The organism is Wolbachia endosymbiont of Drosophila ananassae (assembly GCF_008033215.1).
Taxonomy (GTDB): domain Bacteria; phylum Pseudomonadota; class Alphaproteobacteria; order Rickettsiales; family Anaplasmataceae; genus Wolbachia; species Wolbachia pipientis.
Genome location: NZ_CP042904.1, coordinates 786,526 through 798,843, shown reverse-complemented (window position 1 = coordinate 798,843; position 12,318 = coordinate 786,526). Strand labels below are relative to the sequence as shown.

Sequence of the window (12,318 nt, the reverse complement as noted above, 5' to 3'; positions counted from 1 at the left end):
AAACTGACTTAGATTTACCGACAATTTGAAAAACCGTCATCCCGCTACGTGTTAGCGGCTGAGATACCGCGGCGGTATGACGGTTCGCACCATCACACTTTGGAACCTTACAGATATTGAGCAAATCCAATAATATCCTTGATTTCTTTTATATTATGGGTTGCAATTTCTGCTGCTTTCTTTGTGCCTTTTTTTAATATTTCATGTAAATGGAATTGGTCTTTTAAAAGATCATTCATTTTCTCACGTATGGGTGATATAACACTGATAATTAAATCAGCTAACTCTTTTTTGAAGTGCTTCATGTCATGTTTGTTCACTTCTTCACATACTTTTTCTGCATTTACATTACTAAGCACTGAATAAATGTTTATCAAATTGCTTATTTCTGGTCGGCACTTTAAAGTAGCAAAGCCTAGAATTGAATCTGTTTTTGCTTTTTCTATTTTTTTGACAATTAAGTCATCCGTATCATCAAGGTTAATGCACGAATGTTCTGAAGGATCAGATTTACTCATCTTGCTTGTGCCATCCCTTAAGCTCATTATCCTTGATGTGCAATCCAAAGTTAAGATTTCAGGTACGATGAAATAATCCAGCTTATAATGATTGTTAAAAGCTGATGCAATATCACGTGCAAGCTCCAAATGCTGTTTTTGATCATCACCAACAGGAACGTATTTAGTTTGATACAACAATATATCTGCAGCCATAAGTACTGGATAACTATATAATCCAAGAGAGGCTTTTTGTTTATCGCTGCCAGCTTTATCTTTAAATTGAGTCATGCGATTAAGCCAACCAATTGGTGTATAGCATCCAAGCAGCCAGCCCAGTTCTGCATGACCACTAACTGTGGACTGACTAAAAATAATGGACTTTTCTGTATCTATTCCGCATGCAATATAAGCTGCTGCTGTTTTGAAAATATTACTTTTTAATTCACTTGCGGGAAGCTTATTTGCTGTGATTGCGTGTAGGTCGACAATACAAAAAAGAGATTTGTATTTATCCTGTAAGTCTATCCACTGTTTGATTGCACCAAGATAATTACCTAAATGTAGTACGCCACTTGGCTGGATACCTGAAAAGACAATACTTGTCATTATACATTTACCTCATGCTAATCGCTTCCACAATCAGCAGATTTCTTAGAAAGAATAACCATTGCAGGACGGAGCAACCTATTTTTGATAGTATAACCAGTTTGTAGTACTTCTACAATGGTGCCAGGCTTTTTTTCATTGTCTTCTCTTTCCACAACAGCTTGGTGTAAATTACTATCAAAAAGCTCACCAAGTGGATCTACTTCCTCTATTCCATGTTTTTTTAGATCATTTATAATTTTTTGATAAGCTACTTTAATCCCCTCATGAACAGGATCACCGTCTTTCAAAATTTCCATTACTCTTTTTAAATTGTCGCACGAGTCGATCATATCACGTGCAAGTTTTGTGACTGCGTAGTCACTTGCATCGCTAATTTGCTTTTGCATTATACGTTTGACGTTTTCATTATCTGCAACAGCACGGCGTAAATGATCTTCAAGCTGAACTGCACGTTCTTTTAATGTATTGAGATCTTCATTTAAATCATCAGTTTGCTTATGGTTATCACTTTGTTGGTCGTCACCTTTCTGCCTACTTACCATATCAGCAAACTTCTTCTTTTTCTCCTTACTGCTATCTGACATATCATTACCCTTAAGAATCTAATAAATATATAACAATTAATCTGAAAATATCAAGCGCCAGCTACATTCGTCTTTCTATGCTCGCATTTAAAAAGTTAATTAAAGTAGTTTTATAAAAAGAATCAGAAAAAGTACTAATATCATTTTGTGCCATATTAATGTAGTGTCTAGCTTTTTCCATAGAAAGCTGAATGGCATTATGGTGATTAATATAGTGTAATGCTTGGTCAAAATTGTGTCTAGCTGAAGAAAAGCATTTTTCCCAGAATTTTTGCTCTGCTGGACTGCCCTTTTCGTATGCTATAATAGCAGGTAAGGTGACTTTACCTTCGAAAAAGTCTTTTCCGACTTGCTTTCCAGAAGTGCCTTGATTAGCAGTATAATCGAGCATATCATCAACTATTTGAAATGCCATACCAAAATTAAAACCAAAATTCTTTAGCCTCTCTGTTTCGTCATTTGTTGCACCAGATACTGTTGATGCAGCTTCACAGCATGCAGAAAATAAAGATGCTGTCTTTTCTCCAATGATATCAAAATAATTTTCCCTGACTGTGTGGGGGTCAAAGCGTGCTGTCATCTGCTTTATTTCACCCTTCACAAGTAAATGCGATGCTTTAGATAAAATAGAGAGAATATTTAAATTTCCACACTCTATAAGCCATCTAAATGCTAGAGTCAACAATAGATCACCAACTAAAATGCTTGATTTATTTCCCCAAATCTTATTCGCTGTTTTAACTCCATGGCGTGCCTCACTTTCATCGAGCACATCATCATGAAGTAAAGTAGCATTGTGTATAAACTCTACCGATGCAGCAACGTTGATCCTATTCTCCCCAGAATAGTTTAGCATTTTACATATAATAAAAACTAGTTTAGGCCTTATTTTTTTTCCACCTGACCTAACAAGATGAGATATAATATCAGTAGCAAGCTTAGCATCTTCATCATTGACATTTTTGAAGACAAAGTCATTCATAGCTGACAAATCAGAAGATACAATATCGTCTAATTTATCGCTGTTTGTTATTAGCATTTTAAGAGACTTATGCCTCTTGCCCTTGTGCTTTCTCGTTCTCTACTTTCTTCTTTTCTGTTTTCTTTGGTTCTGTTTCTAAAGTTACTATGCCTTTTTTGATAAACCACAGTACTCTTTCAGTTGCCTGCGCGCCTACACTTAGCCAATGTTTTAATCTATCAGCTTTCACCACAACACGATTTTTATTGTCTTTTGGTAACATTGGATCATATTGTCCTATTTTCTCAATAAAACGCCCATCTCTTGGTGCTCGTGAATCAGCTACAACTATCCTATAAAAAGGGCGTTTCTTTGCGCCAAACCTCGCCAACCTTATTTTAACTGCCATGTTAACCTTTATTCATATATTAGCCACAATTTTATACAATGAGCCGTTTTAAGTCAAATGAATTATACAACTTTTGCACCTTATAATATAATTACCAATAATGTAGGGCAGTGCCGGGCGCACAGCTATACGAACATTCATTTTTGAAGGTAAATTGCACAGCAAATGGTGTCATTCCAGTGCTTGACACTGGAATCCAGCCTTTTTTTAATCATTAAAACGTTGTATTTTAACATAAAACGGCTACTTTTATGCTTACCAACTTAATAAAATTCCTGGATCCCAGTGTCTGGGCACTGGGATGACATCTTGTATCTTGAAAAAAGCATCTAGTGTTTTTAAGCTTAAGCATTAGGTGGAGAAGGGAAGAACTCTGGAAGATTCCTTAGATATAAAATCTGTAGAAAAGAAAAGAGTTCCCTTCTCAAAAGTAGAGGCTGGACGGTATCGTAGAAAGGCCTAAATGGTTCTAATTCTGTATTCACAAGGTAAGCCTTACTTTTCATTTTTAATAGTAGTATATGGAGTTATATATGATCAACAACTTTTTAGGTATAGATGTTTCAAAAGAACGCTTTGATGTTTCTCTCTCATTCATAAGTAAAAAAGGAAAGCGTGAAACTAGGAAAAGGAAATTTAAAAATGATGATACTGGGTTTCAAGGTCTACTGAACTTTCTACAAAAACATAACGTAGAAGAAGTAAAAGCTTGCATGGAATCCACTGGTTGTTATAGCGAAGCTTTGGCTGAGTTCCTCCACAACGCTGGATATTTCGTTAGTGTTGTAAACCCAGCTTGCATAAGATTTTATGCAAAAAGTAAGCTTACACGACAAAAGAATGACCAGACTGATGCAGAGATTATTGCAGATTATTGTCAAAGACAGGAACCTTCTCGTTGGACACCACCTTCTCCTGAAAAGAAAAAATTAAAACATCTTTATCGTTGCTCAAATGCGTTAAAGGATGAGTTAACATTAGCAAATAATCATTTAGAAAAGAAAGAGAGACTGCCTAAAGAAGTTGCAAATGCTTGGGAAGACCTTGCAATGAACATAGAGCAAAAAATAGAAACAATAAAAAACTCCATACGCGAACTATTAAAACAACACAAAGAATTGTTGGAAGATTTTCAACTCCTATTAACTATTCCAGGAATAGGAGAGGAAACAGCAATAGCTATTTTAGCTGAAATTCCTGGTATAAAAGCCTTTATAAATGCTAGGCAATTGGCAGCATATGCTGGAACTATACCACAAAATATAACATCAGGCTCATCCGTACATGCCAAGCCCAGATTAAGTAAAACCGGTTCACGAACATTACGTAAAGCAATGTACTTTCCTGCTATAGCAGCTAAAAAGCATAATCCTATCATTATGGCTTCTTGCGAAAGATTAAAAGAGAAAGGCAAGCATGCTATGGCCATAGTTGGTGCTGCAATGCGTAAGTTACTTCATATAGTTTTTGGTGTTTTAAGTTCAAAAAAGGCCTTTGATCCAGATCATATCAAGAACTATAGGGCTAAAAGGTTAACTGAAGGTTTAGTACTTTAAAATCAAAAAATGCTTCTAATTCATCTTATGTAAAATGGCATCTTACACAAATTTATTGAATGTTGTTGGTTAGTGGATATGTTGATAAGTAAATTTCTGCTGTTTTATATGTAACTAATTTACTTATCAACATATCCACTAACTATAATCTGTATACTGCTACACAGTTGGAAGTATTTTTTGATTTTATTATGCAATTTGGAGAATTTTTATGACTTTTTTGTTGACTAACAAGACGGTATCTTTTCTGATCAAATATCTAACTGCATTAACTTCACCTATCATTGCAGCTAAATGAAGTAAACTATCTTGCTCTGATCCGTATTTGTTATTAATTAGTGCTTGTAATATTTCTGCTTTTTTCCCCTCTTTGGCGTAATCAAGAGATGTTTTACCTTCATTATCTTCCACAAAAGGATTAATATTCTTCTTCGTGAGTAACAAATCCACCATGCTTAATTCATCAAACTCTATAGCGCAATGCAGTGGAGTTTTTCCGTTTAACCCTCTGACATTAACATCTAATCCAGGTTGATTAATGAGACACTTTATTAACTCCAAACTTAAGTTATCAGCCATTTTATATTCAAAATCTTTTTTATATTTGAAATTTAGTATTAGATAATTCTTGGAGTGAGTTTGTAATCTCTTCAGTTAGTACCATATGAATCTTTTCAGTGTCACTCAGTGATGCAAGTAGTGCTGAAACTCTATTTGGAATATTAAGCAAATTATTACGAACAACTCTTGCTACGTTAAATGCTTCAGTTTTTACCTCTTCAATTGACACAAATTTGCCTATTTCAGCTTTCACTTTAGCTTCCAAAAGTTTACCACGCTCGGTTTCATTTTTTATTCGCGTTTTTAGCAATATCGTTGAAAGTGTTTCTCCGCGCTCTTTTCTCCTCAGTGGTTGACTTGGATCTCTTATTGCTGCTACCGCTTCATTTGCTTGTTCTCGGTCAATAAGTCCATCTTCCAGCTCAACTATTCCTTTTTTTACTAAAGAACAGACATATTGCCTCGAAAATCCTTTTTCCCTTGCCCACTCTGCTTGCGTAATTCTCACCTTTTTTTCTCCTTTTTTAGCACTGCTCAAGCACTTCTCAGCTATAATTTCGTAAGTAGTTAACATTTGAAATATGTCTAACGCTAAAGAAGGCCCGAGGTCAGGACCACCAAATCCGCTATTCTGGCCAAAAGGACCCACTTTTTATGATATTTCTAGTGTATTAAAATCTTTACTAAAATTCATAACATAGAACATTAATGCTAAAGAATCTGCTTCATTATCATCTGTTGGACAAAAACCCTTTTTCTGCACTGCTTCAATAACATCAGCTTTACTTGCATTTCCCTTGCCAGTTATAAAACGTTTAATAGTCTTAACCGAAACACCTTGATAGGGAATATTGCTTTCCTCACACCAAGCAGAAAGGTGTGCTAAAAACCCTCCATAGATATGTGCAGCATCAGTTCCCAAGTGTCTTCTCACTTCTTCAAAGTACACAACTTCAATGCCTGGAAATTTATACTTAAGTGAATTAAGCCAATTACGAAAATTTAAAAACTGCATTCCACCACCACTAAACCTGCTAACATGAAAACTCTTACTTCCACTTTGCACTATTCCATCATTTAAAATAGTCCAGCCAGTTTGTTTGCCAAGATCTAGGGTGAGCATTTCCTTTCAGTTGTTGTGTACATATATATACAAGATTCGAAAAAATTATGTCCAAAAAATCTTTAATTTTCGAAATTTAACAACTAACATGAAAACTCTTTTACAGCCAGTTTGTTTACCAAATCTTTCAATTGCCGAGTACATATATATACAAGATTTGAAAAAATTACGTCCAAAAAATCTTCAATTTTTGAAAATTTTTTATAATTAACTCTTTCTTGAAGATGTTTATTTAAAAACCTTCTAAACATGATTTTTCTACTTTCAGAGGTTCTTTTATTATTCTAATCTGATATTTTATATGTTTTTATATATGTGTATATTTTTATATATGTATTATATATATATATTATATATAAGGGTTTCAGGAAGCTAGAATCCTCCATATTGGCGGACTTCAGATATGCCGTTCCTAGGAACGGTTTTAGGAACGCATGGTGAAAACCCGCCATACAGGCTAGTTTTAGATTCCTGATTCCTAATTCCTGATTTAGGAATCCAGTAATTAGGAACGGAACTTAAGGTTATAGAGAGCATACTTTTCAACTATTTTCCTCTTAAAAATTTAAGCTATTCTTTTAATAGCGAAATCCACATTTTTAGCTCTTTAGGTGATATTGAATTTCAAAATATGAAATTCTTATATATTTTTAATATAACTTTAGGAAGCCTGAGCTACCCATTCTTTGAAATCCATTCAAAATAGGTTCCAAAAACCTGAATTGTATTATTTTAAATTGCATCAGTATTATTCTCAAAAAAAAATAACAGAATATCAATAGATTAAAAATCGCATCAGTATTATTTATTTTTGCTCCTGTCCTACATAACAGCATTAATAACTCTCATCCTTAAAAGCATCAATTTGTTTTTAAGGAAAGTTATGAAATTACAAAACTACCATATAGTTATTAAAAATGTAAAATATCAAGCTTATAGACTGAAACTTGCTAAGTGCTTTATTAATGAAGCTCACGAAGATCTTGAGCAAGAACTCTTCTGTGAAATTTGGCCATGCCTTGATCAGTATGATGAAGATAAAAGTAGCTTTAACACCTTTGTAGCAAGATTAACTGAAAATAAAGCTATTAACCTGTTAAAGAAACAGCGATGTGCAAAACGTGACATCAATAACTATATTAGCACTGATGTAACAGAGCTACTTGAGAGTGAAATAACAAAACGCATTGATGTAGACTATATGATCTCGGTTTTACCAAAGGAATGGCAAAATATATGTGAGCAACTTAAATTTTTCAACTTACATGAAGTTGCCAAAATGAACAACGTTTCAAGAACCACTTTAAACAATATTATCAAGAAGATACGTGCCAAACTTTCTTCTATTTACTACGCAGGCAAAAAGAAAAATTGAACAAAATTTTTGCCTTTCTTGTATATATATACATCGTAGCATGGATAAATAATGGTTCTTAAAATTTTGAATAATAATGAAAGATTGCAAACAATATCAACTGTAAAAATGGTCATCTTTGGTCCTTATGGTATTGGTAAAACAAGTCTCCTAAAGACCATAGATGAACCAACACTTTGTCTTGATTTTGAAGCAGGACTTCTAGCTGTACAAGACTGGAAAGGAGATTCAACTGAGATTCGCACTTGGAATGAGGCTAGAGATATTGCTTGTCTTATAGGGGGGCCTAATCCTGCACTGAAATCTGATCAAGCATACAGCCAAAGACACTATGAACATGTATCTAGTAAATACAAAGATTTTTCCTCTGAGTTTTCTAAGTACCGATGCATTTTTGTAGATAGCATAACCGTTGCTTCACGTTTATGTCTATTATGGGCAAAAATGCAACCTGAAGCTTTTTCTGAGAGATCAGGAAAACAGGATATGAGAGTTGCCTATGGGTTACTTGCTCAGGAAATGATGGCTTGGCTCAATCAATTTCAACACATCAGAGACAAAGACATCATTATAGTTGGCACTTTAGGTCAATATCTCGATGACTGCAATCGTCCAGTTTGGCTACCTCAATGCGAAGGAACTAAAACTGCTAGTGAAATTCCTGGGATAGTTGACGAAGTAATCAGTATGGTTGGAATCAAGAAAGATGATGGAACGGAGAAGCGCTCTTTTGTTTGCCACACTTTAAACCCTTGGGGATACCCAGCTAAAGACCGCAGTGGACGCCTGAGTATGGTTGAAGAACCGCATTTAGGCAAGCTGCTTACAAAGATTAAAAGCAAGTTTTAAAATTTAAACATGGAGAATGATATATGTTAGAAGACCTGTTAACTGACTTTAACACTGTAAAACCGCAAAGTAGATTAATACCAAAATGTACAATAGTAAAGGTAAAAATGACAATCAAGCCTGGAGGTTATGAAAATTGGTTTACTAAAAGCTATGCTACCGGCAGCATCTATTTAAACGCTGAATTTATTGTCACTGAAGGTCCATACGCAAAACGCAAGATTTTTCAAGTAATTGGTATTAAAAGTGGCAAAGCAAGCGTTGAAGGAGATACTTGGGGAGAATCTGGTCGTTCCATGCTTAGAAGTATTTTGGAGTCAGCACGAAATATTCATGCACATGACACTTCAGAGAAAGCAGTTATTGCTAGAAAAATCAACTCTATAGCTGATTTTAACGGGTTAGAGTTTACTGCAAAAGTTGGTATTGAAGCTGATAGTAGATACGGAGACAGGAACAGAATTACTGCAGTTGTTACTCCAGAACAAAACAATAGCATTGAATCTGATTGGGTCCCGTTTTGAAGTACGACGAGGAAAAGCTTTGGTCTGCTGTCGTTACTAGAGGTATTCAGGACGCAGTAGGAAAAAACCCAAAGCTAAGAGAAGAAGCAATTAATTGGCTGAATTCAAAATCTTTTGAAACTGTTTGTGAGCTAGCTAATCTCAACTTTACACGTATGAAAAATATGTATGGGAGTTTTATGTCTAAAAAGCAAGAAAAGATAAAAGCATTATTAATTGATAATATCAAAGAGTGTGTTTCTTACCTACTTCCAAATGGTGAGTTTTACCGAGATAAAACTTATATTGGAAACTTAAATGGAAATACAATTACAGTTAAAATAGTAGGTAAGGAAGCTGGTGATTGGCGTAATTTTACTGAAGGAACTGGTGGTGATATTATTGATCTTTGGATTTTAATTAAGGGTGATATATATTCTGCTAGAAAGTGGCTCAATAAAAAATCAAAGAGTGGAGAAAAAAAAGGGGGGAAAAGAGAAGAAAAAATATTTTCTGTAAAGCAGTACTTGAGTGATCAATCACCAATACCAGAAGACATAATAGCTCCACGAATTCTCACTCCAGGTGGTCTTTTAGTCATTGGTGGTACTCCAAAGGTTGGCAAAAGTTATTTTCTTCTCTCTTTGCTTGCACATCTTGCAGCAGGAGTGTCGTTTCTTAAGATGAAATCAGCAAGGCCACTAAAAATAATCTATCTGCAAAATGAGATGGAGTACAATTACATCAGGGAACGAATACAACAAATCATAACCAATCAAAGGCTGCCAAATCTAGCAGAAGAAAACTTGATTGTTACTACAAAGATGAGATTAACTTTAAACGATGAAGGTATAGAGAGAATAAAAGAGATCATAGGAGAAAAATTTAAAACAATAGACCTTATCGTCTTGGATTCTCTTGACTATGAAAATATGTTTTCTGGCCTGCAAAGCAGAGTAGAAAAACTACGTTCTATAATTAATCCTATGGCTGGAATCATTATTACACGTCACACCAGAAAAGTATCGACAGCTACACTCGCAAAAAGCCCTTTTCAAGCTTTAATTGGTGCTAATGCTTTAAGAAGCTTTTATACATCTGGTATGGTAATGTTTCAACCAAGTAAACGTGCAAATGTCTTGCAAGTAGTATATGAACTAAGAAACGGTAAATCAATACCAGCAAAATTCATTAGCAGGGTAAATGGGCGTTGGCAGAATTCTAAAATTATAGCTACGGCTTAACTTGTCCGCAAAAAACGGATACTATGGTAGAGCTAAAGACTCAGCTTTTGCAAAATATCAGATCTTGTCTTTTTCATCTACTACCAAGAGGGACATTTCGTGGTGATAAGTTTTATGTAGGTGATGTACAGGGTAACAAAGGCAAAAGTACTGTAATAGAATTAACAGGCGAAAGAGCTGGATTATGGAAAGATTTTGCAACAGGAGAAGGCGGTGACATTATTGATCTTTGGGCAACGGTACATGGGAAAAATGCCAAAATAGAATTTCCTGAAGTAATGGCTTCAATAAGTGAATGGCTTGGTCTTAAGAAACAAAACAATATCAGAAATCTAGAACAATATCTGACTTGTAGTTGGAATTACTACGATGAAAATAACCAATTGATTGTAATAGTCTATCGTTATGATCCTCCTTTAGAGAAAAAACAGTTTAAACCATTTGATGTTAAAAGACAAAAATTCAAAGAGCCAGAGATCAGGCCACTCTACAACATTCCAGGTATTTTAAAGTCCGATAAGGTTATTCTGGTTGAAGGAGAAAAATGCGCAGAAGCACTTATAGAGAAAGGAATTACAGCTACAACTGCGATGTTTGGAGCAAATGCACCTATTGATAGAACAGATTGGACTCCTCTTAGAGGTAAACATGTTATCATTTGGCCAGACAACGATGAAGCAGGTAATAAATATGCCAAAAACGTTGAAAAGAAACTTTTAGAACTTGGTGTTGCATCACTTGCTATGCTTAAGATTCCACCGAATAAACCAAAGAGTTGGGATGCTGCTGATTGTCTGTTAGAGGGAATAAATATTGAAGAATTTATCGAAAAAAACTCAAGAAAAATAATTATTAAACCACCACTTGATATTTTTAGTTGGAGCGTAGAGCGTTTTGTAGGCCCAGTACCAAAGCAAAGATTCTTGGTTGAAGGATTATTTCCTTTGGGTGTAACATCTATTTTGGCTGCAATGGGTGATACTGGTAAAGGTATGCTACTTCTTGACCTAGCCCTTAAGGTTGCAGGTAGCGTAGATCAGGTGTGTGGATTTGGCCAACTTGTTACTGAACACGGATCTGTGGTGGTATTTTCTGCAGAGGATGATACAAATGAAATACATCGTCGCTTAGAACGACTTGATCCAAAATGCGAGAGATTAAAATATAAAGACAGGCTATTTATTGTACCACTGCCAAATATAGGAGGATCATTTACCATACTTAAGAATGTTCGCGGTAAAGTTGTAGAAATATCTCCAGAATTTGAGTCTGTAGTGAAACAGCTGAGCAAGGTAAAAGATTTGAAGCTCATTATATTTGATCCTCTTGCTTCTTTCATTCATGCAGATTTAAATGCTGATCCAGCAGTAGGAGATTACCTCATGTGTTTATTGTCTGATTTAGCATGTAGCACTGGAGCTTCAATAATTACTGCACATCATATGAGAAAGCTGAAGGGAGAAAAGCCTATATCAACAGTAGAGCAAGCACGAGATGCTATTCGAGGCACTTCTGCTCTCGTAAATGGAGTCAGGTGTTCTTTTGCTTTTTGGCCTGTTGAAGATATGACTAAACCAATGATTTTTAGGTCAATTGGAAAAATCCCAAGACAAAATGCACTATTTTATGGAGCTGTTGTTAAAGCAAATGGCCTGGCTGATCGTACCATACGCACTTACCTAAGAAATGAAGAAACAGGGCTATTGGAAGACATCACTGAACAATTAAAAGCTCAAAATATTAGCGATAAAGATCTTAAAATATATCTTACTGATTCAATTGCGCGAGCTGCTAGTTCAGGACATCCATTTACTCATACAGGAAGTGCAGGAATACATAAACAACGACATAGATTGCCTGAAGTTTTTCATAGTATGGGAAGGGATAGACTAGAGCGTATAGTTCAGGAGCTTTTACAAGCAAAGCAAATAGTTAAAGGAATGGCTAATGGTTCAAAAGAAGATAAATGGCTTGATGTAAAAACAGGACCATTTGCACGTGGAGTTGGAAAATTTACTCATGGAGCTGAAAATTTTTAAAAAAC

Annotated in this window: 12 protein-coding genes and 1 pseudogene; 6 read left to right on the top strand and 7 right to left on the bottom strand. The window is 35.1% G+C overall.

Annotated features, from left to right (window positions below; genetic code table 11):
- Positions 1 to 107 precede the first annotated feature (107 nt).
- The 4 genes from trpS to rpsP form a co-directional block, all read right to left on the bottom strand.
- Positions 108 to 1,106: a tryptophan--tRNA ligase gene (trpS, locus tag EA652_RS03900; protein ID WP_006280207.1), complete on the bottom strand. Its 999-nt coding sequence runs from the start codon at positions 1,104 to 1,106 to the stop codon at positions 108 to 110.
- A 17-nt stretch (positions 1,107 to 1,123) separates the two neighbouring features.
- Positions 1,124 to 1,693, bottom strand: a complete 570-nt coding sequence (locus EA652_RS03895) for a nucleotide exchange factor GrpE (protein WP_012673267.1) — start codon at positions 1,691 to 1,693, stop codon at positions 1,124 to 1,126.
- Positions 1,694 to 1,754: 61 nt separating this feature from the next.
- The gene (locus EA652_RS03890; protein WP_006280205.1) at positions 1,755 to 2,732 is read right to left on the bottom strand and encodes a polyprenyl synthetase family protein; all 978 of its coding nucleotides are present in this window, start codon (positions 2,730 to 2,732) and stop codon (positions 1,755 to 1,757) included.
- 10 nt (positions 2,733 to 2,742) lie between these two features.
- Positions 2,743 to 3,063 (bottom strand): 30S ribosomal protein S16, encoded by a 321-nt coding sequence (gene rpsP, locus EA652_RS03885; protein ID WP_006279266.1) that lies wholly within the window; start codon positions 3,061 to 3,063, stop codon positions 2,743 to 2,745.
- Between the two features lie 533 nt (positions 3,064 to 3,596).
- Here rpsP and EA652_RS03880 point away from each other — a divergent pair.
- Positions 3,597 to 4,619, top strand: coding sequence for an IS110-like element ISWen2 family transposase (locus tag EA652_RS03880; RefSeq protein ID WP_007548332.1), 1,023 nt, complete (start codon positions 3,597 to 3,599; stop codon positions 4,617 to 4,619).
- 243 nt (positions 4,620 to 4,862) lie between these two features.
- Here EA652_RS03880 and EA652_RS03875 read toward each other — a convergent pair.
- From EA652_RS03875 to EA652_RS03865, 3 genes and pseudogenes are all read right to left on the bottom strand, one after another.
- Positions 4,863 to 5,198: pseudogene (locus EA652_RS03875) on the bottom strand (ankyrin repeat domain-containing protein); the annotation flags it as partial.
- 19 nt (positions 5,199 to 5,217) lie between these two features.
- Positions 5,218 to 5,688: a hypothetical protein gene (locus EA652_RS03870; RefSeq protein WP_007549853.1), complete on the bottom strand. Its 471-nt coding sequence runs from the start codon at positions 5,686 to 5,688 to the stop codon at positions 5,218 to 5,220.
- 144 nt (positions 5,689 to 5,832) lie between these two features.
- Positions 5,833 to 6,303, bottom strand: a complete 471-nt coding sequence (locus EA652_RS03865; protein WP_007549851.1) for a hypothetical protein — start codon at positions 6,301 to 6,303, stop codon at positions 5,833 to 5,835.
- Positions 6,304 to 7,186: 883 nt separating this feature from the next.
- On the opposite strand from EA652_RS03865, the gene EA652_RS03860 reads away from it, so the two are divergent.
- The 5 genes from EA652_RS03860 (at position 7,187) to EA652_RS03840 (ending at position 12,313) form a co-directional block, all read left to right on the top strand.
- A complete protein-coding gene (locus tag EA652_RS03860; protein ID WP_012673265.1) occupies positions 7,187 to 7,678 on the top strand; it encodes an RNA polymerase sigma factor in 492 nt (163 codons plus the stop codon).
- A 51-nt stretch (positions 7,679 to 7,729) separates the two neighbouring features.
- Positions 7,730 to 8,527: an ATP-binding protein gene (locus tag EA652_RS03855; protein WP_007549624.1), complete on the top strand. Its 798-nt coding sequence runs from the start codon at positions 7,730 to 7,732 to the stop codon at positions 8,525 to 8,527.
- A gap of 23 nt (positions 8,528 to 8,550) precedes the next feature.
- Positions 8,551 to 9,051, top strand: a complete 501-nt coding sequence (locus EA652_RS03850) for a hypothetical protein (RefSeq protein WP_007549622.1) — start codon at positions 8,551 to 8,553, stop codon at positions 9,049 to 9,051.
- Positions 9,052 to 9,230: 179 nt separating this feature from the next.
- Positions 9,231 to 10,274, top strand: a complete 1,044-nt coding sequence (locus tag EA652_RS03845) for an AAA family ATPase (RefSeq protein WP_238514224.1) — start codon at positions 9,231 to 9,233, stop codon at positions 10,272 to 10,274.
- A 23-nt stretch (positions 10,275 to 10,297) separates the two neighbouring features.
- Positions 10,298 to 12,313 carry an AAA family ATPase gene (locus EA652_RS03840; protein WP_012673263.1) on the top strand — a complete coding sequence of 672 codons (2,016 nt, stop codon included), beginning with the start codon at positions 10,298 to 10,300 and terminating at the stop codon, positions 12,311 to 12,313.
- The last annotated feature ends 5 nt before the right edge of the window (positions 12,314 to 12,318 follow it).